The 21,940-nt window shown below is 44.5% G+C and carries 29 protein-coding genes and 1 tRNA gene; 5 read left to right on the top strand and 25 right to left on the bottom strand.

Going from position 1 to position 21,940, the window contains the following annotated elements; all coding sequences use genetic code 11:
• Positions 1–51 precede the first annotated feature (51 nt).
• Positions 52–127, top strand: a tRNA-Val gene (locus AC0YN4_RS07650).
• Between the two features lie 422 nt (positions 128–549).
• Positions 550–1,254 carry an SDR family oxidoreductase gene (locus tag AC0YN4_RS07655; protein WP_475835479.1) on the top strand — a complete coding sequence of 235 codons (705 nt, stop codon included), beginning with the start codon at positions 550–552 and terminating at the stop codon, positions 1,252–1,254.
• A 130-nt stretch (positions 1,255–1,384) separates the two neighbouring features.
• On the opposite strand, the gene AC0YN4_RS07660 is transcribed toward AC0YN4_RS07655, so the two are convergent.
• From AC0YN4_RS07660 to AC0YN4_RS07670, 3 genes are all read right to left on the bottom strand, one after another.
• Positions 1,385–2,362 carry an NAD(P)H-quinone oxidoreductase gene (locus tag AC0YN4_RS07660; RefSeq protein ID WP_475835480.1) on the bottom strand — a complete coding sequence of 326 codons (978 nt, stop codon included), beginning with the start codon at positions 2,360–2,362 and terminating at the stop codon, positions 1,385–1,387.
• 59 nt (positions 2,363–2,421) lie between these two features.
• Complete coding sequence (locus AC0YN4_RS07665) at positions 2,422–3,843, bottom strand: MDR family MFS transporter (protein WP_475835481.1); 1,422 nt, start codon at positions 3,841–3,843, stop codon at positions 2,422–2,424.
• 163 nt (positions 3,844–4,006) lie between these two features.
• Positions 4,007–4,867, bottom strand: coding sequence for an SDR family oxidoreductase (locus AC0YN4_RS07670; protein ID WP_475835482.1), 861 nt, complete (start codon positions 4,865–4,867; stop codon positions 4,007–4,009).
• 125 nt (positions 4,868–4,992) lie between these two features.
• On the opposite strand from AC0YN4_RS07670, the gene AC0YN4_RS07675 reads away from it, so the two are divergent.
• Positions 4,993–5,340: a winged helix-turn-helix transcriptional regulator gene (locus tag AC0YN4_RS07675; protein ID WP_475835483.1), complete on the top strand. Its 348-nt coding sequence runs from the start codon at positions 4,993–4,995 to the stop codon at positions 5,338–5,340.
• A 187-nt stretch (positions 5,341–5,527) separates the two neighbouring features.
• On the opposite strand, the gene AC0YN4_RS07680 is transcribed toward AC0YN4_RS07675, so the two are convergent.
• From AC0YN4_RS07680 to AC0YN4_RS07755, 16 genes are all read right to left on the bottom strand, one after another.
• Positions 5,528–5,971 carry a transposase gene (locus AC0YN4_RS07680; protein ID WP_475835484.1) on the bottom strand — a complete coding sequence of 148 codons (444 nt, stop codon included), beginning with the start codon at positions 5,969–5,971 and terminating at the stop codon, positions 5,528–5,530.
• A gap of 543 nt (positions 5,972–6,514) precedes the next feature.
• Complete coding sequence (locus AC0YN4_RS07685; protein WP_475835485.1) at positions 6,515–6,922, bottom strand: hypothetical protein; 408 nt, start codon at positions 6,920–6,922, stop codon at positions 6,515–6,517.
• A gap of 312 nt (positions 6,923–7,234) precedes the next feature.
• Positions 7,235–8,140 (bottom strand): S8 family peptidase, encoded by a 906-nt coding sequence (locus AC0YN4_RS07690; protein ID WP_475835486.1) that lies wholly within the window; start codon positions 8,138–8,140, stop codon positions 7,235–7,237.
• A gap of 186 nt (positions 8,141–8,326) precedes the next feature.
• Positions 8,327–8,479 carry a hypothetical protein gene (locus AC0YN4_RS07695; protein WP_475835487.1) on the bottom strand — a complete coding sequence of 51 codons (153 nt, stop codon included), beginning with the start codon at positions 8,477–8,479 and terminating at the stop codon, positions 8,327–8,329.
• Between the two features lie 75 nt (positions 8,480–8,554).
• A complete protein-coding gene (locus tag AC0YN4_RS07700) occupies positions 8,555–8,758 on the bottom strand; it encodes a DNA-binding protein (RefSeq protein ID WP_475835488.1) in 204 nt (67 codons plus the stop codon).
• Positions 8,759–8,910: 152 nt separating this feature from the next.
• A complete protein-coding gene (locus AC0YN4_RS07705) occupies positions 8,911–9,054 on the bottom strand; it encodes a hypothetical protein (protein ID WP_475835489.1) in 144 nt (47 codons plus the stop codon).
• 89 nt (positions 9,055–9,143) lie between these two features.
• Complete coding sequence (locus AC0YN4_RS07710) at positions 9,144–9,278, bottom strand: hypothetical protein (RefSeq protein ID WP_475835490.1); 135 nt, start codon at positions 9,276–9,278, stop codon at positions 9,144–9,146.
• A 102-nt stretch (positions 9,279–9,380) separates the two neighbouring features.
• Positions 9,381–9,914: a hypothetical protein gene (locus AC0YN4_RS07715; protein WP_475835491.1), complete on the bottom strand. Its 534-nt coding sequence runs from the start codon at positions 9,912–9,914 to the stop codon at positions 9,381–9,383.
• Positions 9,904–10,218, bottom strand: coding sequence for a VRR-NUC domain-containing protein (locus AC0YN4_RS07720; RefSeq protein WP_475835492.1), 315 nt, complete (start codon positions 10,216–10,218; stop codon positions 9,904–9,906). The genes AC0YN4_RS07715 and AC0YN4_RS07720 overlap by 11 nt, the downstream gene beginning before the upstream one ends.
• Positions 10,215–11,594 carry a DEAD/DEAH box helicase gene (locus AC0YN4_RS07725; RefSeq protein ID WP_475835493.1) on the bottom strand — a complete coding sequence of 460 codons (1,380 nt, stop codon included), beginning with the start codon at positions 11,592–11,594 and terminating at the stop codon, positions 10,215–10,217. Before AC0YN4_RS07725 ends, AC0YN4_RS07720 begins: the two co-directional genes overlap by 4 nt.
• A gap of 34 nt (positions 11,595–11,628) precedes the next feature.
• Positions 11,629–11,895 carry a hypothetical protein gene (locus AC0YN4_RS07730; RefSeq protein ID WP_475835494.1) on the bottom strand — a complete coding sequence of 89 codons (267 nt, stop codon included), beginning with the start codon at positions 11,893–11,895 and terminating at the stop codon, positions 11,629–11,631.
• A 1-nt stretch (position 11,896) separates the two neighbouring features.
• Positions 11,897–12,286, bottom strand: coding sequence for a hypothetical protein (locus tag AC0YN4_RS07735; protein WP_475835495.1), 390 nt, complete (start codon positions 12,284–12,286; stop codon positions 11,897–11,899).
• A 2-nt stretch (positions 12,287–12,288) separates the two neighbouring features.
• Positions 12,289–13,653, bottom strand: a complete 1,365-nt coding sequence (locus AC0YN4_RS07740; RefSeq protein WP_475835496.1) for a virulence-associated E family protein — start codon at positions 13,651–13,653, stop codon at positions 12,289–12,291.
• 35 nt (positions 13,654–13,688) lie between these two features.
• Entirely contained in the window at positions 13,689–14,525 is an 837-nt protein-coding gene (locus AC0YN4_RS07745) for a phage NrS-1 polymerase family protein (RefSeq protein WP_475835497.1), read from the bottom strand.
• Positions 14,506–14,703 (bottom strand): helix-turn-helix domain-containing protein, encoded by a 198-nt coding sequence (locus AC0YN4_RS07750; RefSeq protein WP_475835498.1) that lies wholly within the window; start codon positions 14,701–14,703, stop codon positions 14,506–14,508. Before AC0YN4_RS07750 ends, AC0YN4_RS07745 begins: the two co-directional genes overlap by 20 nt.
• Positions 14,704–14,732: 29 nt before the next feature.
• Positions 14,733–14,939 (bottom strand): hypothetical protein, encoded by a 207-nt coding sequence (locus tag AC0YN4_RS07755; RefSeq protein WP_475835499.1) that lies wholly within the window; start codon positions 14,937–14,939, stop codon positions 14,733–14,735.
• A 153-nt stretch (positions 14,940–15,092) separates the two neighbouring features.
• Here AC0YN4_RS07755 and AC0YN4_RS07760 point away from each other — a divergent pair, with 153 nt between their 5' ends.
• Together AC0YN4_RS07760 and AC0YN4_RS07765 are read left to right on the top strand one after the other, a co-directional pair.
• The gene (locus AC0YN4_RS07760) at positions 15,093–15,938 is read left to right on the top strand and encodes a hypothetical protein (RefSeq protein ID WP_475835500.1); all 846 of its coding nucleotides are present in this window, start codon (positions 15,093–15,095) and stop codon (positions 15,936–15,938) included.
• The gene (locus AC0YN4_RS07765) at positions 15,931–17,115 is read left to right on the top strand and encodes a tyrosine-type recombinase/integrase (RefSeq protein ID WP_475835501.1); all 1,185 of its coding nucleotides are present in this window, start codon (positions 15,931–15,933) and stop codon (positions 17,113–17,115) included. Before AC0YN4_RS07760 ends, AC0YN4_RS07765 begins: the two co-directional genes overlap by 8 nt.
• Before the next feature lie 55 nt (positions 17,116–17,170).
• On the opposite strand, the gene AC0YN4_RS07770 is transcribed toward AC0YN4_RS07765, so the two are convergent.
• The 6 genes from AC0YN4_RS07770 to AC0YN4_RS07795 form a co-directional block, all read right to left on the bottom strand.
• Positions 17,171–17,818 (bottom strand): hypothetical protein, encoded by a 648-nt coding sequence (locus AC0YN4_RS07770; protein WP_475835502.1) that lies wholly within the window; start codon positions 17,816–17,818, stop codon positions 17,171–17,173.
• A 639-nt stretch (positions 17,819–18,457) separates the two neighbouring features.
• The gene (locus tag AC0YN4_RS07775; RefSeq protein ID WP_475835503.1) at positions 18,458–18,901 is read right to left on the bottom strand and encodes a protein-tyrosine phosphatase family protein; all 444 of its coding nucleotides are present in this window, start codon (positions 18,899–18,901) and stop codon (positions 18,458–18,460) included.
• 4 nt (positions 18,902–18,905) lie between these two features.
• Complete coding sequence (gene arsC, locus AC0YN4_RS07780; RefSeq protein ID WP_475779275.1) at positions 18,906–19,328, bottom strand: arsenate reductase (thioredoxin); 423 nt, start codon at positions 19,326–19,328, stop codon at positions 18,906–18,908.
• The gene (locus AC0YN4_RS07785; RefSeq protein ID WP_475779274.1) at positions 19,328–20,770 is read right to left on the bottom strand and encodes an arsenic transporter; all 1,443 of its coding nucleotides are present in this window, start codon (positions 20,768–20,770) and stop codon (positions 19,328–19,330) included. The genes arsC and AC0YN4_RS07785 overlap by 1 nt, the downstream gene beginning before the upstream one ends.
• Positions 20,771–21,048: 278 nt before the next feature.
• Positions 21,049–21,525, bottom strand: coding sequence for an ArsI/CadI family heavy metal resistance metalloenzyme (locus tag AC0YN4_RS07790; RefSeq protein WP_475779273.1), 477 nt, complete (start codon positions 21,523–21,525; stop codon positions 21,049–21,051).
• Positions 21,526–21,573: 48 nt separating this feature from the next.
• Positions 21,574–21,894 (bottom strand): ArsR/SmtB family transcription factor, encoded by a 321-nt coding sequence (locus AC0YN4_RS07795; RefSeq protein WP_475835586.1) that lies wholly within the window; start codon positions 21,892–21,894, stop codon positions 21,574–21,576.
• Between the last annotated feature and the right edge of the window lie 46 nt (positions 21,895–21,940).

Raw genomic sequence — 21,940 nt, forward strand, 5'->3', positions numbered from 1 at the left:
TATTTGCCGTTTGATATATTAATTCTTGTCACTAATGAAGCAACACTTTATGATCTGGTAGCTCAGCTGGGAGAGCACTATCTTGACAGGGTAGGGGTCACAGGTTCGAACCCTGTCCAGATCACCATAATTTAAACGCCGAAACCCGCTTAATTGCTGGGTTTTTTATTTTGTCTGCCGAATGGTTACAACAGGCGCCGACATGAGTTGATGCGAATTTGATGCGAATCGTTATTTTTACCGGCTGCGCGTGTATATTTTATACTGCTAAGTAAGCCTTTTTTCGATGACATCTATGACAAATGCCCAACCCCTTGATACTTCTGGGTTTGAGGCGTTTTTTTGTGTCTTAGATTCTATGACAGGATTATGACGATGAAACACAAAAAGCCCTCAACCCCTGGTATCACTGGATTTTTAGGCTGTTAGCGTTTTGTCATAGTACTATGGCAGAATTCGTTCGCTTTACATTCAACCTCGAATAAGTTTCAATTCCAATCGCAACATAAGGAATGGTTGCTTAATACAAAAAAGCGAGGAGAAGATACCATGGACATTTCAAAACAAATCGCACTTGTAACAGGATCTAACCGCGGCCTTGGACGTCATCTGGCACAAGAACTTCTGTCAAGAGGTGCTAAGGTTTATGCGGGCGCCAGAAGTCCTGAATTAGTGGACCTTCAAGGTGTTACCCCATTGCAGCTAGACATCACAAGCGATAAGTCGGTTGCTGCGGCGGCAGAGGCTGCTAAAGATATAACTTTACTAATCAACAATGCAGGTGTGAATTCTCGCGCCGCGCTGTTAGATGGCGATATAAATAAAATTCATTTAGATATGAATACGCATTTCTTTGGCACGCTCTCGATGATGCGCGCTTTTGCTCCTATCCTGGAGAATAATGGTGGAGGAACCATCCTGAATATATTATCTGCTCTATCCTGGTTCAGCCTAGGGGGGTCCGGTAACTACTCAGCAGCTAAGGCAGCAGAATGGAGTCTGACGAATTCTTTTCGATTGATTTTGGCTCCCAAAAATATTCGCGTTTCCGGACTGCATGTAGGCTATATGGATACTGATATGACTGCAATAATTCAAGCACCAAAAGAAAACCCTTCTGATATTGCCAAGGTTGCTATCGGCGGTATTGAAATGGACAGCTATGAAATTGTTGCAGACGAATATAGTCGCAATGTAATGCAGAAATTATCTGGTGGTGTAAACGCGTTGTACCCTCAATTATTTTCCGTTTAGGGCGTCCTTTCATAGAGGAACGTCCTTTGATATCCAACGAAATTCACCCATAACCTCGTGCTCCTCGAAGACCATTCGAAAAACCATCGCCAAACATTCGGCGATGGTTTACATGAGTAGAAAACTTCTTTTAAGTGATGCGTAGAATTATTTTTCCTAAATTTTTGTTGTTTTCCATATGTGCAAAAGCTTCATTCACTTTCTCCCAATCCCAAACGGAATCTATGATCGGCTTCAGTCGACCGTCCATAAATCGTGGCATCGCGAAGTGGACGAACTGCTTTGTAAGCTTGATTTTATCCGATATCGATTGGGAACGCATCGCCGTACCGATCACTTGTAGCCGCTTCCTAAGCAGTAATCCTAGATCGAGCTCTCTCACCGCGCTACCGCCCATTGTACCGATAATAATCAATTTACCGTCCGTCGCAAGCGAGTCTATATTTTGCTGCCAGTACGGGGCACCAATGAAATCCATAATGATGTTCACTCCGCAACCGTCTGTTAGCTGTTTCACAGTTTCTGCAAAGGGACTCGCTTTATAATCGATCGCCGCGCTGGCGCCTAGTTCAAGACACCTGTTTCGTTTTTCCTCGGTTCCTGCGGTTACAATGGAATTGGCTCCTGCTTCTTTTACGAGCTGAATCGCTGCGGTACCGACACCACTAGCTCCGGCATGAATCAGTACGGTATTGCCTGCTTGCAAGCCTCCGAGCGTGAACAAATTCAGGAAAGCAGTAAGGAAAACTTGCGGTATTGCAGCCGCTTGTTCAAATGAAAAATGGTCCGGTATCCGCATAGCCATTCCCTCTGGAATGGCGACTCGTTCCGCGTATCCACCTCCCGGAAGCAGAGCGAACACCCGATCTCCAGGCATCCAATCCTTTACGTTGGCGCCAATCGTTTCAACAACACCCGCCATTTCAAGTCCTAGGATATTAGTTACCCCCGTCGGAGGAGGGTACAACCCGCGTTTTTGCAAAAAATCCGCTCGGTTTAGAGCCGTTGCTTTGACTCTGACAAGTAGTTCATCATCAGATATTAACGGCTCAGCAGCTGGTCCCAGATACAGGTCTTTAGTTTTTTCGTTTTCAAGTATTGCCTTCACTGGATATCCTCCTATTGTCATACTAGCTTTATCACAGTAGTTCCTATTCAAGAATTTACTTAGCCTGCCGAGCGAGGCCTACGAAGGAATAATGCAAGCACCACGCCACTTATCGCAAACCAAGCGATAATAAAGTAGGTATCACCGAATGCAAGAGCAGACTCCTTCAATTTATCGGCGCTCGGCCCAGCTTCTACCATACGTGTCCCAATTCGCGAAGTTAAATAGCCAGTAAAGGCAGCTATCGCAAATGAAACGACTACTTGTTGTGTTGCTGAAGTCAGTGGTGTTACTCGACTTATCAGATCACGCGGCGCTGATTGCAGCACATGCGTGTTAATCGTCATCATCGACAGCCCCATCCCACTTCCCATCAAAAACATGGGAATCATTAGTCCAATTGGCGGGGTGTGGATAGTAACCCTTGATAGAAGCAATATCGCAACAGACACGAAGCTCAAACCTGTTACGGCTAGTGGCCTTGCCCCGAATTTGTCAGCCAGCTTTCCCGATATTGGCGAAAAAATCAGAGCACCCAGCGAACTAGGGAGAGCGATTGACGCACTTACGAGCGGTGTTCGACCTAGTACTCCTTGTTGATATAAGGGGAGCAACAAAACAGATACGAACATGGAAATTTGTAAAAGCCAAGATAGTACAATCCCCCGAATAAAATCAAATGATTTAAAAACACGCAGTTCGAGTAAAGGCTGCTTATGACGTAACTCTGCAATAATGAATAGGATAAGGGCGACGCCACCGACAGCTAGTCCGGTTATCGCTTTAGTGGAACTCCAATCACTCCCGCCTTCACTTACTCCATAAGTAAGCATGGTAAAGGCGATTGGGCCAAGAACCATGCCTAAGACATCCAATGTCGCCGTCTTGTGACGTTCAATCCTCGGTAAATATTTAATGCCTATAATAATAGCTGCAATGCCGATTGGGATATTAATAAAGAAGATCCAATGCCAAGACCCAATCCCAATTAACCAACCAGAGATTAAAGGGCCAGTAGCAGGCGCAACCAGCATCGGTATTCCAAGGACCCCCATTACAGCTCCTTTTTTTTCAGGAGGTGCCAGCCTAAACGCCAATGCCATACCGATAGGTGCTACCATTCCGCCACCCAACCCCTGTAGGATGCGGTAAAACACAAGCTGTGCAGGCGTTTGAGCCAAGGTACAGAGTACGGATCCAATCATAAAGAAAGCAATTGTGATGAGAAAAATTTGTTTAGCTCCAAATTTATCAGTCATCCAACCAGCCAAGGGGATCACAGTAGCTAACGCAAGCGTATAGCCGGTAATCGCCCACCGAATGGATTCTAATGAACTGTTGAAGTACTTCTCTAAAGTAGGTACTGCAACGTTAATAACGGTAGTATCCAGAAGCACCATAATCATTCCAATCATGACCGCAAGCAATGGGGCAATGATCGATTTGATTGAGAAAGCGGGTTTATCAGCTGTAGTTATCATTGTATAAATTCCTCTCGTTATCCGATTGGCGAATATATTTTTTGCCCTTTGCTCAACTGTAGTTTACCCATTTCTTTTCTTCTCAACGGAGAGCTAAATCGAAGGGCCATCCGTATAGTCTTACGACTAATCGGGACAGCCCTTATGCTTTATCCTTGCTCAATTAACCGATAAATGCTTCCTTATTTGCTTGAGCAAAAGAATCAAACGAGGTAGCTTTATGGCCGGTAATATCTTCTACCGCACTGGATACTTTTGCTGTATATCCTTGCTTCACCATTTGATAATGCTCTAACAAGCCCTCGATTATTTCAGCAGGCATGCCTACTTTTTGCATCGAAGCGCGATAAGCATCAACCGGTACATCAACGTACTTAATTGGTTTGCCGGCTACTGAAGTAAGAATATCCGCAATCTCTGCACCGGAGAGTGCTTCCGGACCCGACAAGTAGTATGCCTTGTTCTCATGGCCTTTCTCCGTTAGTACATGATAAGCGACCTTGGCGATATCGCGAGCATCGATGTAAGCCGATTTTCCCTCGCCGTGCGGTTCGTAGAAGGCTCCCTGATTACGAATCGTATATGAGCTGAATTTAACTAAGTTTTGCATAAAAGTATTAGCCTGCAAGAATGTATAAGCTATACCCGACTGCTCCACTTCTTTCTCTGCAGCTCTATGCCACTTGGCCAATGTATCCATTTCAGACCCGCCGCCGGACAACTTCACAAGATGCTTCACACCGGCTTTTTTAGCAGCACGAATAATTGAAGAAGAAAGCTCCACCATATTCGGTACAAGAGGTGTTGCAAAATATACTTTTTCAATGCCGTTCATGGCATGGACAAGTGAGTCCACATCATTTAGATCGGCTTGTACCAATTCGACTCCTAACGTTTGGAGTTCGCTTGTATTGCTTGTCGAACGAACAGTAACACGCGTTTTATGGCCGTTATTCGCCAGAAGTTTCACCAATTCCTTACCTGTTGTTCCAGTAGCCCCAATTACTAAGATATCTGCGCTCATTTATTTTTGCTCCTCACATTGATTGTTTTTTTGACACTTTCATTATGCTTGTAACCTATGTAAAATAGAAGTACCGACAATATTGTAAGGTACTAACCAAAAAGTAAGTATGAGGTGAACTTATTATGAAGGATATTATAAAAGATAAAGAATTTACTTGTCCTGTAGAAGCCACGATTGATGCGATTGGCGGTAAGTGGAAACCTTTACTACTATGGCGATTGAGGGAAAATACGCTGAGATTCGGCGAACTAAAGAAGCTAATTCCCTCAATTACCGAAAAAATGCTCACGCAGCAGCTTCGTGAGCTTGAACTAGATGGTTTAATTCACCGCGAAGTATATCCGGTCGTCCCTCCCAAAGTTGAGTATTCTCTTACAGAGTTCGGGGAGAGTCTGAGCTCGATATTAAATAAGATGTTCGAGTGGGGAGTAAATTATATGGAGATGAATAAGAAATCACCGCAGGGCTAGCGCTCGTGAAATATTATGGAGTCACATTCGATTCTCTATACGCAAGTGAGCCTGGCGGATTATTAATACAAAAAGAAGCCGTACGGGAAAGCATCCCTACAGCTTCTTTATTGTGTATAAGTAGCAAGGCTTTAGAAGCGTATAATTGCATGTTACTCCGAAGAACAATTCATAGTATCGGCTGATCCTAGTTTTCAATATGGTCAGGTGATACAAACTGTATGGTTATAACGCCGTTTCCTTCGTGCTCCTGAACTTGTTTATCGCGCCAATCCTTGGGACGCCGGTTTTTCAACCAAAACTGGATTGCAGTTACGTCCGGAGGATAGTATTTGTCTATTTCCATAACGTCCATAATCTTACCTTGAAATGGCGCGGTTACCGTTTCTTTCGTAACGTATCCGCAGGCCCGGCGATACAGTTTCTCGGCAACTGTTGCATCCGCTAGCACTTTTCCCGTGCGAATGGACTCCGATAACTCCGAATATTCCGTTTTCCATAGATTCAATGTGGACTCCGAAACTCCGAAAAACTCCGCCATCTCCCGATCAATAGCTCCTAGCAAGCACAGTTTGCGAGCTTGCTCAGCATATTCTGGTTTATACTTTGTCGGACGGCCGACTTCAGCCATGTTGCTTTGCCCCTTTCCCTGTCGTTCATGGAATAGCGTTTTGTCACTAGAATTGTCTGCTTCTCGCTTGCGCTCTAACCATCGCGGTACGACTCACGCCAAGCTGTCCTCGCCGGTGATGAATACTTTTACATGACCTGTGTTTGACACTCGTACACTAAGAGAGTGGCTTGTGGGCTTTCAGCGTTTTGTCATAGTACTATGACACTCCGTGAATTGTCATCTAATCGTACACATGCGTAAGATGTGAGGTTTTGTGAGGTTTTGTAGCATTACGTTTGTGAGCTAACCGTATTCGCATATGCAGGCGGAATGGGATTACGAGTAACATAATACTTCTGATCCCTCTGATTCACCCATTTATGTATTGCTGCGTATCGCCTTACCGTCTGGTATGGAATATTGAACCAGTTGCTAATATCTTTTATTGAGACCCGGGGATATAGATCCTGAGCGGTTATATAACAATCTTCAGCTGCCAGCCAGTCATATTTGATTGGAGCGGGCATAATTCCCCTCCTTTTTTTATGTGTCAAAATAGTCTTATGCCACTTTCGCCATGCCGTCAGGTTGCGCCCAGTGGGCTACTGGTAAAATAACGACTTTAGCTGAACGCATCTGCTCAACCCGTTCTTGTTCACGCTCCCTTGCTTGCAACCGGATCGCCTCGCCGCCCATCATCTGGCAATACATCTGAATCATCCGGCCAGTCTGCTTGCGTGTAAAGTGTAGCGCCTCGCGGCTAAACATAGTCGTTTCGATGTCCGCCCACTTCTTGGTGCTGCATAGTTCCGCATATTCTCTTAGTTCCGGGTACAGGTAGAAGTACGCCCTGGTCAGTCCATGCCGAGCAGCAAACTCCTTAACTGATGGCATGCTTGTTTCCCAGATGTACCGTTCAAAATCAGCCGCAATCTGCTCCCGCTTATCCTTAGTCGATCTTCGCCCCATATTGATGCCTCCTCGCGCGCGCGCGTTTTTTATAGAGTAAGTATATAATAAAATGGAACACTACTTATACTTATATATACAATTATTTACTGACCTATCTGAAGTCGATATAATAAAAACACCTCCATATAATATGGAGGTGTTTGGCGTTTTCTAAATATTTAATTTTGCAACTTTGCCGTGCATGCATCCTCGTAATGATCAACATTAGGATGTTTGCTTAAATAAGGTACTTTCTCCTCTTTGCATTCAAAACCAATCATTGAAGTGTAATTAGATATATAGGTAATGTTCCCGAACTGTTCCAAATCTCTAACTTTGGTTTTGTCCTTGACCGTCAGTAACAGCTGTCTCATTTTTTATCGCCTCCACAAAAGATTTTATATTTAAAACTCCGTTCCCTTGATGATGTAGGGGAACATTAGAGATTAAATCACAAGATTGATAAAGCGTAGACACTAGTCTTTGGTTTTCAAAAGCAAATACAGGTAAAGCGGCAGCTAATACCCCTGTGACTACTGGAGCAGCAAAAGAAGTACCAACATCTTGAGTACTTTCATAATCCACATAACCGCTCGTTAACAGATTTGGTTTTGACATACCATCCATTGATCTTGAACTCATTATGTCCACTACAGCTCCCGTATAGTTCACCATCCCAACCGTAACGATGTCAGGTGCAGCTCCGGGGCAGTTAACTGTATTGTCGTTTGGACCCTCATTCCCAGCAGCGGCAACAATAATAATATTATTAGCACGCCCAAACTCTTGGACTTCCAGACAGCGAGTACAATCACCTTTACATTGTATTCCGTTATTCTCATGATGCCCCAGGGACAGGTTAATTATATGCGCATTTTTACTTTTAGCATATTCAAGACCCTGAAATATGTATACCCAATTAATATCCTTTCCTGAATCAGTGACTTTAATATTCAATATCTCGCAATTTCGAGCGAAATGACTGATTATAGTCGCTACCTTTGTACCGTGTAAATTGGGGATATTATCGCCGGTACCACAACCGGTGTAGTCAATTTGATCCAGAACTTTCACACCATCGTTAATACCAGAATCAATAATTCCAACCACAACTCCTTGGCCGCCTTGGAACCCTAGTGATGGGAGCTTAGCAAGATCCGTCCTCTTTAACCTTGGAGTCATAACTAAAGTGTATTGTAACGATGTCGATAATAAATCCGTCCCTGATTCAGACATAAATAAAACACCTCATTGAGAAAGTATAGTAAAATAGCTACTGCATAATAAGTTAACCTTAATATACAGTAGCTATATTTAATTTTTTTGAAAATTAAACATAGCTTTCGACACTCAAGAAAAATTTTCCTTCTTTTTTAGAAACTTTTTTTTTAATTTATAAAAACCAAATTAGGAGAATCGCACTCACTTCACCAAGAATAGCGGTGGATGATCTGTATCCTTCACGCTTTCCGTAATACATAGTGGGCATGCAAGCGTCATATCCTCGAGCATCACGGATGTCTTCTCTTCCCCACAGTAGCTGCAAACAATATTCGGTCCGGTGTAAATCTGCATAGAAGTCCTCCTCATGATGTCGCTTAATTACAATATCGGTCGGAAGCGTCGCCATATGAACACACTTCTCTAAAATCAGAGGTTTTCGTAGGTTTTCATCCCTACTAAGCATTCGTTCTCAAGCTGCTTAAAGAACAGATCCCGGTGCATTCGAACCATCTTCCCATTACGCCATACGGGACGATGGGGCTGCTGCATGACTTCATAGGCTGTTGTGATATGGCATGATAGAATCTCTGCTATATGCTTCGCGGTCAATAGTGGCGGGTAGTTGTCCATTGTCTTCTCCTTCCTACTTACAGTTAAACGCTCAAAGAATGACTGTGAAATCTCAGGTTTTATCAGGTTTTATCTCAGATTGGATGCGCAACTAAATCTTGGCAATCAAGCGTTGCACGCGCTCCCACGCTTCGTCTGACATGTGCTTACCGTCAACGTCTAGCGGTATCATCGTTTTCAGCGGGTACTTCATGTTCCATCTCTCCTTTCGTCGCATTCAGCGTCTGTTTTCGGACGAGCTCCCATGCAATAACTTTGGCAAGCTGCTTCCTTGCCGCTTCTGATGGCTTGTTCATTACCTTACCTCCAAGGACAAAATTAAAGGGCCTCGATACTACCGAGACCCTGTTTGTACTCTATAACAATATTAAGGAGCGGGAAACACTTAGTTTGCGGTCAACTCTGTCAATTCCTGCTGAAGCCGGAACCCGTCACACATGCCAATACGATAAGCTGAATCAATCTGCAGATACGCCAGACTCCACATCCGCGATTCGATCGCAAGTAAAGAATCGACCAACTCCTCATTTGATTCGGCTTTTGCTTTCTCTAGGAATGGACCATAAATTCTATCAAACTCGTCTTCCCAAACCTGTACCAGTTAACCCCATTCCAAGTGTGCTTAAAGCTTCTCTGGTTGAAGTTTGCGGGATAATTCCCCTCCCAATTTAGTAAGCTGCAGCGCCCCTTTAACGAGGCCTAGCGGTGTCAGTGTGATGGCGGTAGAAGCGATGTTCCCCGGCGTTTTAACAAAAGGTGCAATGGTTTGAACAATCGGTTTAATAGCAGCTGTCTTCCCTTCCAGTGAAGCAAGCTTAGTTGCCACCTGCCTTGCGTGTGATACGCGCTCCTTTTTCATTCGTCTCATAGTCACGTTTGGAGCAATTAATTGCGTCTCATACGATATGAATCTTACATTCCTTTGATAATCCGCATCCCAACCCTCTTGCTCGAACCCATCTAAGGTTGATTTAACCGCGGCTGCAGCCTCTTCAATTACAAGTGGATCAGGAAAAGTGATGAACCCAGCACCGTTGTAGATTGTGACAGCATACTTCGAATGCGGATTCTCCGGTTCTACAGGGAATGCAAATATCTTCCCACCCACCTGTTCCCGTAGTTCAGCTGCTTGATTTTCCACTTGTTCAATATTCATCTTTTCCACCGACCTTTTCAGCTAATGTGTTCATATCACTCTGAAATCTCGCGTAATCCTGGGGGTACAGCACATAGGCCATGCCCCCTGCCGTTCTGATCATTCCGATCGCTTTCATTTGGAGCGGTGACGCCTGACCTTCTGGAGCTTTTAACTCGACTGCCACAAACTTCCCGTTAACGCAGCATAAGATGTCAGGCGTGCCGGCGCTTTGAAAGTGTCCGCCGTGCACTTTTACAACCCATACGCCTGGGAGTGACCTGAGGAATGCCAGTACCTTCTTCTGAAATGCTGCCTCACTCATCGTTTAAACCTCGCTCGAATGGCTTCCATCAAGGCAGATTGTGTTACGCCCTTTTGCTGCAGAACCTTTACAACCTGTACGTCAACTGTTCCCTCGGCGATAAGATGGTTAATGACAATGGCATGCTTCTGACCTTGCCGATATACACGCCCATTGCCTTGCTCATACTCTTCACGCGAGTAGGTTTGATCGAACCAGACTACGGTTTGACATAGTGATTCTTGAAGGTTTAGGCCGTGGCCGGCGCTCTTTGGATGGAGAAGTAGAAGCGGGATCTCATTGTTATTCCATGCACGAATATCCTCATTTCCAACTTGACCTTTGCGAAGCGTTCTCGCTTGTGGGAAGCGGGTTCTAAGCCGTTCCAGTGAATGCTTGTAATTGTAGAACACCATCACAGGCCTGCCCTGTGCGGCCTCAATAATGTCCTCTAGCGCGTCTAGTTTGGCACCGTGTATTTCCTGCACTTTGCCTGACTCATCGTAGACTGCACCGCTGGCGATTTGCAGGAGCTTGTTCGCGAGTACCGCAGCATTCTCAGCGGTTACGTCCGCGTCTTCAAAAGGTAATAGTAAATCTCGTTCCAAATCCTTATAAAGCTTCTTCACTTTATTGGATAAAACTATAGGCGTTTCAATGCTAATGCACTCAGGAAGCGTCAGATAGTCCTGCGCCCGCATACTAGCTGCAATATCACTAATCTTATTTTGTATCTGCTGCTGAGCTCCTAGCCTTAGTGCCCACTCGTAGATGATATGTCCGTTCTTCTTAGCAGGATAAAAGAATTGGTTCTGATAAGCAGTCATGCTCTTGCCCAATCTCATGCCGGCATCAAGCAAGTATATCTGCGCCCATAAATCGAGCAATCCATTTGGCGTAGGTGTACCGGTTAAGCCGACGATCCGCTTAATTTGAGGCAGTATCTTCTTCAATGCCTTGAATCTTTTGGAGCTGCCAGACTTGAAGGAGGACAGTTCATCGATCACAACCATATCAAACGGCCATCCTGAATTCTGGACCATGTAATAATCTACGAGCCACGGTACGTTCTCACGATTGATCACATACAGGTCCGCATCCTCATGAAGCGCTGAACGTCGCTTTGCTTCCGGACCAAGAACCTTCGCTACCTTGAACGGCATGTCCCACTTCCCAACTTCACGCGCCCACGTATCCTCTGCGACCCGGAGCGGGGCAATGACCAGTACTTTCTTGACTTCGCCAGACGCTTTCAAGCGGTGTATAGCAGTGAGCGTGGTCAAAGTCTTGCCTAGACCCATCTCCATGAATAGAGCGCTCTTAGGCGTCTCAATGAGCCGTTGACAGGCATATTCTTGATAATTATGAAGCTTGATTATAGCTGCAGATTGTCCCATATTGGAAGTAACACCTACCCTTTCAAGGGGCGCATTAAGCGCCCTCTTTTTTTATGCGTTTTGACGTGGTAGGATGTTGGTTAGGTAGTTTTACCTTCGAGGCGATTCCGTTTGGGGCGGAGTCGTCTTTTTCATTTACCAGGAGCTCCATAGCTTGGGTGATTAACATTTCCATTTGCTCAGCACTCATTTTCCTGCGCTCAGCTAGTACCACCATTAGACGTGCGCGCCTTGTCTTCGCGTTAATCAACTTTGCCTCTGCCAGTTTCCACCGGATCTCTAGTTCATTTGCTTCGACCAATTTAACGCCTCCCATTTCTTGTCACGTATCCAACATATTTCTTCGCTTCCATCAATGCCGTTTCGAAGGTTACTTCAACTGCAATCACCTTCTCGCTTACGCTCTTACCCTCGCGGAATGACTCGCGCCAAGCTGTCCACACGTCATTATCGCCGGTGATGAATACATGAGCATTCGCCTGTGTCTGGCGCTCATATACACCAGCTGTGAGCCTCAGAAACCCCGATTCCCGCGCTAATTCATCACGCTTCAATTCGGCTATGATCTCCGACCGTTGCGTTCTTGCTAGCTCAACCAGGGAGGTTGGGAGCTTATCCGTTCCCTCCTTGATGTGTGGTTGGTCGGCACGTAGATAAACGGTTGCACCTAAGCCTTCCATCCTTCTGAGCACGTTCAAAGCGGGTAATCCTTAGCGTCTATACTCAAAGGGATCTGACTCATCCGTTCATAGGTCCCCTGCCTTCCGTATTCACCGCTAACTCGTTGTTGATTGATGAACCTCCAGCCGTTCAAGCCCTTGAGCATATTTTGAATCTCTCGGCCTTTACCCGGGTGGAAATCTCCCTTCGGCTTGCCAAACAGTTCGCAAAATACCTCAATTGCTGAAACCCTATCACGTTGAACCGTCCCAGTTTTTACTCTGCTGCCGGATTCGTCTTGGATAAAAGTACGGCGTTCATCAATGCTTTTGTCTTTCCATGAATTCGGCAGCGGAATCTCGAGATAGGCCTCAATTAGTCCTTGCCTCGGGTCCGAGTCGACAAACGGTGTCCTTTTCTCGTTTGCGTCCTGTTCTTGCTCGGCATCGAGGAACAACTTCTCGCCGTTATCATAGCGATACTTGGCCTCGCCCCAGAACTGATCGACCAGAGACGCAAACTCGGCTATATCGTCTGGTGTCATTTTGCGTTCAACTCGCACCGGCCAGAAACGTCTATTCCCAGTCGGATCTCGTAAGAAACTATCTTCGTTCGTCGTAGCAATGAAGATACATTGACGAGGCCGCTCAACTGTTCGCCGACCGTACGAAGGTCGATACTTGTCCACTGCTGCAGTGATAAAGTTCTTGAAAGCCTCAATCTCGGATTTCCGCATTGCCGACAACTCAGCAATTTCGATGACCCAATTACCTTGAATGAGCTGCAGCGCGTCTTTATCATTGGTATTTTGCAATGAGTCCGTGAACCATCCTTTGCCCATGAGCCGCGGTATGGTGCTTTTACCGGCGCCTTGCGGCCCTACTAGCGTCAAGATGGTGTCGTATTTGATACCGGGAGCCATAATCCGCGCTACTGCTGCGGTAAATGTCTTCCTAGTGACGATACGTGTATATTGATCATCATTAGCCCCAAGATATTTGATTAAAACGGTATCCAACCGTTCAACCCCGTCCCAGTTAAGGCTGTTTAAATAGTCACGGATTGGATGAAATGCAGCCTTCCTTAGCGTTTCTTGCAAGCAATCGTGCAGCATCTCCTTATTGCGAATCCCATAATGGAGATCGATGTAATTCCGGAGGCAAGCATCATCATCGTCTTGCCATCTCCTTACAGCGCTGAATTCTGCCCACGGTAACTTCCCGGTCACGTAAGCCTCATTAATTAGCTCATTGAACGCTATTGAGCCTTTTAATTCCGGATCGTTCGCAAGAATGGTTAAGACGTTATAAGTGCTTTTAACAACCACGCCTTTGTCATTCTTCTGCAGATGTTTCCTCCAAGCAGCAAAACCTACAACCTTCTTTGTTCCTTCGTTCAATGCGCTGTTAGCCATTTTGTCCACCTTCACTCCCCTCACCTGAGCGCCCAAGCTATGGTTTCTCTCCTGTACTTCTCTCGCTTGTGCCACTTGTCACGAACCAGTGCAGACCGTTCGAAAATGCGCTCAATTTGCTCAGCATCCTTCGTGTAAAAGGCGATCATTGAGCATAAACCCGAGTCAGCTCGACTGTGGTCAAAGTTGTGCACGCTAAGGTCCGCTTCGTAAAACAGCCGGCGGAACTTCTGGCCGTTATTCGCACTTTCTAAGCGTTCAATTACTTCATCATCGGATAATTCCGATGCTCTCCGCTCAGTTGCCGGCGACTTACTTGGTTGAATCTCAACCGCCCTTGTATACAGTCGTGATAGCTGCTCTTGCCTGAATTCGCACGACTTCGGCGTTCCTGTGATCCACTGACCAGTCATTACAAGAAATCGAGAATGATTGTACATCTCAAGTTCTTTCATACCTGGCACTTTAAATTTGCATTTATCTCCGGGCTTTGCCCCTTTGCCTATGTAGTGAACCCCTGTACCCGAAGTGCTGCGTTCACCATACGTCATGAACATTTTCCCGATCTTCCGCGCTTCATCACTCATATGGCCATCAACAACGCATTTATCCAAATCTAGTGCGAAGTATGGAGGAGTAATGAACACGCCTGCACCATCAAAGTCACCGGAGTGAAACGCTTTGACCACGCTTGGGAAGGTTGACCATGTATCACTGTTCACTGCAGAAGCCGGCACGTTATTGGTAGAGAAAGGCGCCTTCTTCTTATGAAGTGCCCATATCTTCAGTTGGAGCAGTTCGTCTGGCACGTTCTGTTCCAGTTGCGCTACTGCATGTTCAATGGTGCGTTGATCCATGAGCAATAGCTCCTTTATGATCGGCGCCAAGCCACGCATTTACTGTAGGCATGTGGAAGATGATACGCTTGCCGATCCGTTTATGGGGCAAGAGACCTTCCCGGCACATCCGATAAATGGTATCGCTGCTCACCCCTAGCATCTCGCTCATTTCTTGTACTCTGTAAGCGATCCTCATTTTTGAACCCCTCCCGTCATTTCGTATCGTCATCGTGCGACAAGCTCCTGATCCAATCCGGCATTAAGTTCAGCAATCGCTTTCAGCATTCGCTGCTCTTGTTCAGGTGATAATTCGAATCGGAGCCAGCGAATTAGCGTTTGTTCGCTAATCCTCATTTGCGCAGCAATTCGCCATTGACGATGATTGTTCGTGTTGAACTGGTCGAATAATGTTCTACTGTTTAAATGCTTCATGCTCTCCCTCTTTCCTTTGCTTAATGTTAATGTTAATATTAGAACTAAGGACATCGTATACCAATTGTCCGCAATATTCAACAATAATACATTAATAATCGCGGACAAACGTAGGACACTTGAAATTTTTTTTCGCGCATTGGAGGAGTAATAATGAAAAGCCCGTTCATCCAGACACTATATAAGTTAGATGACACAAACCAAATCATTGTACCGAAAATCTCAATATCTGGTTCCAATCTAGAAATAGTGCCTGCAGCAAAAACTGACAACCTTCTTGAATATGCAAATCAAGTAACATTCGAAGTGGCTGGTATAGCTAAGGAGTTCTCTAGGCTGGATAAGCCAAAAAAAATGCTTGAGTTTGCCAACCGGTATGGATTGCTTAAAATGAAAGGCTCTAACCCTAATAACCTTTTGGATGATGAAACCTATGTAGCTAACTTTCAATACGACAGGGAAGCATGGGGCGAAAGTCTGAGTGAATGGGAATGGCATGTCCGCCATGTTAGCAAAATCTTTGCACTGTACAAGGCATTTCTAAATAACGAACAGATTGAAGATGTACACCTCTATAGAGACGATGAGAGACTCTATTGGTACGACGGCCAGAAAACAATGCTAAGCGATATGGGGAAAATGTCAGAGTTTCGCATTCTTGCATGGCTTGTTATTCAACGACACATTTTCCTTTTCATCGATACCGGCGCGATATTCTTAGGTTTTAATTTTCTGAAACAAAGGAGTCCAGGTACCGAAGCGCCATTTGAAGCACCTATAACGGGCATATTTTATGAAGACCACAAAGTAACTAACTGTTTGCTAGCAGCCATTTATTATGACCTGTGGCGGACAGTCAATGGTCGCGAAGCTACAAAATTCTGTAAATGTTGTACCAAGCCATTTGTTCCAAAGAAAACAGATGCGCTATTCTGTAGTGACGCGTGCAGGAAACGTGAAAGCAGGAAACCAAAGGAGGAATCGAGGAGCAATGGCTAGTATCCAAAAACGAGGGATTGATTCGTGGCAGGTCATCGTTTATACCGGCATCGGAGCAAACGGCAAGTACAACCGTCACACCAAAACCATTAAAGCGAAAACGAAAAAGGAAGCTGAGCTTGAAGCTGCCAAGTTCGAGATTGAGGTTAAATCTGGCGGATTCATCGCTCCGGAGAAGATGACTCTGGAAGCTTTCATTAAGGAATGGCGCGAGAAGTACGCAATCACGAGGTTAGAGAAGAAAACGCTCCACACGTATATGATTCACCTAAACAATAGGATACTGCCGGTGTTTGGTCATAAGCGCCTTGATAGCTTCAAGACATTTGAACTGGTGTCCTATTTCGAATCACGCGCTGCGCGGGAGCGGGCAGACGGATCCGGTAAACTTATCAGTACTTCTACGTTGCAGATTACATATCGGGTACTAAAGAACGTATTCAAGCATGCGCAGGAATGGAAGATCATCAAGGAGAATCCGATGGATGGCGTTAGGAAGCCTAAAGAGGAAACGCGTGAAATGGAGGTATACGATAAAGAACAGGTCGGCTTCCTTCTCAACGCATTGGAGCGGGAATCTGTGTTATGGAGGATTATGGTCACAATCGCGGTTACATGTGGTCTTAGACAAGGGGAGCTACTTGGCCTTGAATGGGATCATATCGATTTCGAGCGTGGAACGTTAAAGGTTGTGCAGGCTTTGTCTTACACGCGCGATGATGGTTATGAGATCAAAGCACCAAAAACAAAAGCGGGTAAACGAGAGATGGCTCTGCCAAATCCGCTGCTCCCGCTTCTACGTGAATATAAGAAAGAATGCCTAAAAAATCGACTTAAAGCTTTGGACCTATGGGAAGACGGTGAACGTTTCTTCGTCTTCTCCGGATGGAACGGAAAGCCTTTGAATCCATCTAGTGCCAAAACGTGGTGGCGCCGATTCCTCAAACGCCATCCCAGTCTTACGAGAATTCGATTCCATGATCTCCGCCATACTTCAGCCACCTTCATGCTTCTGCAGGGTGCGCCTACTAAGGCGATTAGCAAGAGACTAGGCCACAGTCGGACTTCAGTCACTGAAGATGTGTATATGCATGTACTGCGCGAAGTGGATCAAGCTGCAGCCGATACGTTTAATACCTTGTTCGAGAATAAGCAATCATCCGGCAGTGTGGGTTAATTTAAACAAAAAAGAACTGCAGCATCATAAACTGACTGCAGTTCTTTTCTGTTTGTCATCCATTATAGATCAATTGTATCTGTTTCTCTCCTAGTTGTTTCATATTATCAGCGTTTTTTTGTAACTCAACTAATAGATCTTCAACCTTATTGAGGAGTACGATTGATTCCTTTTGCAATTCAAGCATACGTTGCTCTCTCATATCAATATGAGGCGGGATTTCCTCATCAAGTGACCACTCTTTGAATTTTTCTAAAGTTTCCACCTTACTTTCTATCCTCTTTTTAATCTCCGCTGTATTCAAACCTTCTATTTCCCAATTATTTCTAATTGTTTTCACTCGCTTACTTGTTCCATTCAACCAAGATTTAACAGACTTATTTCCCCGGGAGGTATTACAAGGTAAACAACTGGGGATTAAATTGGAATATGCGGTTATGTATCCTGACGGTTCTTTGCTACTAACGAGGGCGCCAAGGTGGTCCCAACAAGTAGCAATCTCATTACAATAAATACAAGTCGGAACAGATTCCCATACTAAACCAAGCTGCCTGATGGCGCTTTGAGTTTGTTCAACTGTAGCCTTAACATATGGCATTGATGCTGCAGCGATTGCACGACGTAACGGAGACAAAATATTGGTAACTTTTTTAGTTGCAGGATATTGCAAATCCTGCCAAGGATTACGAAGATGTTGTTCCATAGGGCAGTCCCCTCCTATTATGAATCTTGAAGACTTCTATTAATTATTCAACAATAATGGAATTTATTACGATAAGTCTACCTGATTTCAACAAAATAATAGTTTTTGATATTTTTCATGCCTTTAAGCTAATTCAATGACACTTCTGACAACTATGACTAACTTCTATGACACCTCAAACCCTTGGTATTACTGGCTCTAACCCACTCTGTCATTATTGTCATAGATATAATATATAATTAGAATATTTTTAGTAAGAGGATGGTTAGAGAGGTTGACCACGTGGACAAAGGTTTGATGCGAATTTGATGCGAAACATTAGCATCAATGTTCAGATTGGCCGCAACACTAGCGCACATGAATCCTTATACGGCGCGGCTTCAGCAAACATATCAAAACATGCTGAAACACAGTTCACCACCTTGACAGGGTAGGGGTCACAGGTTCGAACCCTGTCCAGATCACCATAATTTAAACGCCGAAACCCGCGTAATTGCCGGGTTTTTTCTTTTGTCTACCAAAGGGTTAAAACTGGTTCAGACACGAGTTGATGCGAAACAGATAAATTCAAAAAGCCCCCAACCCCTTGGTATTACTGGGATTGTGGGCTTTGGATAGCGCTAGCCATCCCTTGTAAGGTTAGTTATTTGGGAATATCTTTTCTAGTGCAGCCCGCTGAGGAGGCTTAATGTTTATTATCGAACGAATTCGTTTTGCTTTTAGTTCTGCATCATCCACTGTAGTGGACTGACCTAAAGCGATTAGCATACCCGCTGCAACGGTTCCAGTTCTGCTTTTTCCGCCACCGCAATGAAAGCCTACCTTTTTACCGCCTTTATACGCTTCCAGGACGTGATTAATGGCTTGCTTGAATAGTTCTTCCTCTATGTCATCTGTGTTGTCTTCGAGCGGCACTAGTATCCACTTCACACCAGCTTCCGGATAAGCGCACTCTGTTGCTTCCGCTCGTAGGTCAACGATTACTTCAACGCCTTCTTTTTTTACCATTGCTTCTACATCAGTAGCCCCACCCATGAAGATCATGTTGTCGTGTAGAGCATGATAATTCTTTTCCTGAGACATGTGGTTATTTACCCTCTTTCACAAACTGCTCAATGCGATTTTTAATCGAATTGCGAACTTCACGGAATTTAGCTGTGATTTCTTCCTCTGTTCCTGTTGCTTTAGCAGGATCATCAAAGCCCCAGTGCCATCTCTCCGCTTTGTCATTATGAACAACCGGACAATTATCATTTGCGTGTCCACAGAGCGTGATGATGTAATCCGCCTGTTTTAAAATTTCAGAATCAATGACGTCGGATGTATGACTTGAAATATCGATACCTGCTTCATTCATGGTTTGAACTGCACGTGGGTTTAAGCCATGTGCTTCAAGCCCTGCGCTTCTAACCTCATATTTATCACTGCCGAGTGCTTTTAGAAAACCATCGGCAATTTGGCTTCTGCATGAGTTTCCTGTACATAGAAAGTAAACGAGTGGCTTATTCATTATGGTTGATCTCCCTTGTTGTGTATTTGTTTAATTTGAACAACTTCATCAAGACGTTCTCTTCTAGGACCGAATATTGCTTTGACTAGCAATGCAACTGCGATTGTAATTACCATGAAAACAGCAATTAATACCCAAACATTAATGCTTGTGGAGTTAATTAAGTGCAGCCACAGATAAAGTCCGGTAAGCGTAATAAATAGCGTCGGAACTGTCAGTACAATGCCTGTTTTAAAATAATTGCCCCATGTGATTTTTACATCCTTACGTGATAGCACATGTAGCCATAAAAGAGTTGCCAGTGAACCAATCGGTGTAATCTTCGGACCCAGATCACTACCGATCACATTTGCGTACACAAGTGATTCTCGAATAACACCTTCCGTTGCCGTTCCTTTAATAGCAAGGGCATCTATCATAACCGTTGGCATATTGTTCATGATCGAAGACAATATCGCAGCTAGGAAACCCATGCCCAACGTGGAGATAAAGAGTCCCTTATCAGCCACGGCTTGAATGACATCTCCGAGCTCGTCAGTAAGTCCAACATTACGAAGCCCATATACAACGACATACATACCAATGGAGAAGATCACAACCGCCCATGGAGCATCTTTTAGGAGCTTCCATGTATGAACTGGGCTACGTCTCGCAGCCAGTATAAACCACACTGCAACTATGCCAGCAATGACAGAGACCGGAACATGGATGAATTGACTTACCAGATACGCAACGAGAAGCACCGCTAATATAATCCATGACAACCTAAACATTTTCTTATCCTTGATGGCATCAACAGGCTTTTTGAGTTGCTTCAAATCATAATTGCCTGGGATGCTCTTGCGGAAGAACAGGAACAAGACCAGAAGGCTTGCGAGTAGAGAAAACATATTTGGAATGATCATCCGGCTTGCATATTCGACAAATCCGATACCAAAATAATCAGCCGATACAATATTAACGAGGTTACTGACCACAAGCGGAAGTGAAGTTGTATCGGCAATAAATCCACTTGCCATAATGAACGGCAAAATCATCCGCTGGTCAAATTTAAGTGCACGTACCATCGCCAGAACAATCGGTGTCAATATAAGCGCTGCACCGTCATTAGCGAAGAATGCCGCCACAGCTGCGCCTAAGAGAACAACATACACAAACATCAGCTTACCATTGCCTCTTGCAAGTCGAGCCATGTGCAAAGCAGCCCATTCAAAGAAACCAATCTCATCTAAAATAAGTGAAATCAAAATGATTGCAACGAAGGCAAGTGTTGCATTCCACACAATACCGGTTACGGTACCGACATCTGCAAAACTAACGACCCCGAATATTAAAGCAAGAACCGCACCACCGCTTGCCGACCAGCCGATATTAAGTCCTTTTGGCTGCCAAATTACAAACGTTAAAGTGATTAAAAAAATAAGAAAAGCTATTATCGTCATGTTGAACCCCCATATCATCTGCCATCACTTGAATCTGTTCATTAAGATACTCCTTATGCACCAATCACCCGCTGTTCATTCAGCAGCTGAAGCACTTTTTCTTTTATTTCATCCCGTACTACGCGAAACTCGTCAATGTTACCATCTTCGTCAGCCTTTGGAGTCGGATCTGGTATTTCCCATTTCAGTATTTCAAATGGAACAACCGGACAGCGTTCATTTGTATGATGTATTTTATAAAAACAGCCCACCGGTATCCAGCGTGCGAGAATTACTAATTAGCAGCATTTATTTTTCAGGCGCATATCTGTTAGCTCCACCTTTTGAGGTGCAGGGGTGACACAGCAAACATCTTGTTGGGCACTCACATGGTCTTCTGCTGCTTCAAACTCGCTATCCTCTTTGGTGTAGAACACTTCCCACGGATTACCTTCTGGATCAGATACCCAAATCTTATCCTGCACCGCGTAGCAACATGTTGTATTCATTTCGTCGAACGAAACCAAACCAGCGTCTTGTAAGCGCGCTTTTGTCGCGAGCACTTCTTCTGTGTTTTGTACTTGGAAGCCGAAATGATTTAAAACGCCACGGTTGTCGTACGGACGAACGTTCAACGAAAAATGCAAGTCTGGATTACCAAGCTCGAACTTAGCGTAGTTCTCTTTGACTTTTGTCGGCTCTGCATTAAAAAGCTTTTTGTAAAACTCGAGTGATTGCTCCAAATTCCTAACATTAATGGCTACGTGCATTTTCATACGTAAGCACTCCTTCATCAATTTTTTTTGATTATATGGTTAAAAAAATTAGCAACAACCGGATGATGTATCGCTTGGTCTAAAAATACAGCATAGCTGCTCCGAGAGTAACGAATCGATTTCATCCGAATTAAGCTCGTAATAACTCCAGGTGCCTTTCGTCTCTTTTTTGATTAGATTGGCATCCAATAAAATCTTAAGGTGATAAGAGAGCTTGGATTGCGGCATATCCACGATTTCAGTTAAGTCGCAAACGCACGTATTTCCGCGTTGGCAGAGTTCATATAAGATTTGCAATCTCTTTTGATCGGCTAAAGCTTTGAATTTTTGCTCGAAGCGCTCGAACGAAATTTCTGGTACATTAGCCACACTAACCGGGATTACTTTTTTCAACTTAATCGCCTCAATATTAATC

This window comes from Paenibacillus sp. J22R3 (genome assembly GCF_056269305.1).

Coding starts and splice junctions, on each gene's coding strand:
- AC0YN4_RS07655 (WP_475835479.1), top strand. CDS start 550: ATGGACATTTCAAAACAAATCGCACTTGTAACAGGATCTAACCGCGGC.
- AC0YN4_RS07665 (WP_475835481.1), bottom strand. CDS start 3,843: ATGATAACTACAGCTGATAAACCCGCTTTCTCAATCAAATCGATCATT.
- AC0YN4_RS07670 (WP_475835482.1), bottom strand. CDS start 4,867: ATGAGCGCAGATATCTTAGTAATTGGGGCTACTGGAACAACAGGTAAG.
- AC0YN4_RS07675 (WP_475835483.1), top strand. CDS start 4,993: ATGAAGGATATTATAAAAGATAAAGAATTTACTTGTCCTGTAGAAGCC.
- AC0YN4_RS07680 (WP_475835484.1), bottom strand. CDS start 5,971: ATGGCTGAAGTCGGCCGTCCGACAAAGTATAAACCAGAATATGCTGAG.
- AC0YN4_RS07685 (WP_475835485.1), bottom strand. CDS start 6,922: ATGGGGCGAAGATCGACTAAGGATAAGCGGGAGCAGATTGCGGCTGAT.
- AC0YN4_RS07690 (WP_475835486.1), bottom strand. CDS start 8,140: ATGTCTGAATCAGGGACGGATTTATTATCGACATCGTTACAATACACT.
- AC0YN4_RS07695 (WP_475835487.1), bottom strand. CDS start 8,479: ATGCAGATTTACACCGGACCGAATATTGTTTGCAGCTACTGTGGGGAA.
- AC0YN4_RS07700 (WP_475835488.1), bottom strand. CDS start 8,758: ATGGACAACTACCCGCCACTATTGACCGCGAAGCATATAGCAGAGATT.
- AC0YN4_RS07705 (WP_475835489.1), bottom strand. CDS start 9,054: ATGAACAAGCCATCAGAAGCGGCAAGGAAGCAGCTTGCCAAAGTTATT.
- AC0YN4_RS07715 (WP_475835491.1), bottom strand. CDS start 9,914: ATGAATATTGAACAAGTGGAAAATCAAGCAGCTGAACTACGGGAACAG.
- AC0YN4_RS07720 (WP_475835492.1), bottom strand. CDS start 10,218: ATGAGTGAGGCAGCATTTCAGAAGAAGGTACTGGCATTCCTCAGGTCA.
- AC0YN4_RS07725 (WP_475835493.1), bottom strand. CDS start 11,594: ATGGGACAATCTGCAGCTATAATCAAGCTTCATAATTATCAAGAATAT.
- AC0YN4_RS07745 (WP_475835497.1), bottom strand. CDS start 14,525: ATGGATCAACGCACCATTGAACATGCAGTAGCGCAACTGGAACAGAAC.
- AC0YN4_RS07750 (WP_475835498.1), bottom strand. CDS start 14,703: ATGAGGATCGCTTACAGAGTACAAGAAATGAGCGAGATGCTAGGGGTG.
- AC0YN4_RS07755 (WP_475835499.1), bottom strand. CDS start 14,939: ATGAAGCATTTAAACAGTAGAACATTATTCGACCAGTTCAACACGAAC.
- AC0YN4_RS07760 (WP_475835500.1), top strand. CDS start 15,093: ATGAAAAGCCCGTTCATCCAGACACTATATAAGTTAGATGACACAAAC.
- AC0YN4_RS07765 (WP_475835501.1), top strand. CDS start 15,931: ATGGCTAGTATCCAAAAACGAGGGATTGATTCGTGGCAGGTCATCGTT.
- AC0YN4_RS07770 (WP_475835502.1), bottom strand. CDS start 17,818: ATGGAACAACATCTTCGTAATCCTTGGCAGGATTTGCAATATCCTGCA.
- AC0YN4_RS07775 (WP_475835503.1), bottom strand. CDS start 18,901: ATGTCTCAGGAAAAGAATTATCATGCTCTACACGACAACATGATCTTC.
- arsC (WP_475779275.1), bottom strand. CDS start 19,328: ATGAATAAGCCACTCGTTTACTTTCTATGTACAGGAAACTCATGCAGA.
- AC0YN4_RS07785 (WP_475779274.1), bottom strand. CDS start 20,770: ATGACGATAATAGCTTTTCTTATTTTTTTAATCACTTTAACGTTTGTA.
- AC0YN4_RS07790 (WP_475779273.1), bottom strand. CDS start 21,525: ATGAAAATGCACGTAGCCATTAATGTTAGGAATTTGGAGCAATCACTC.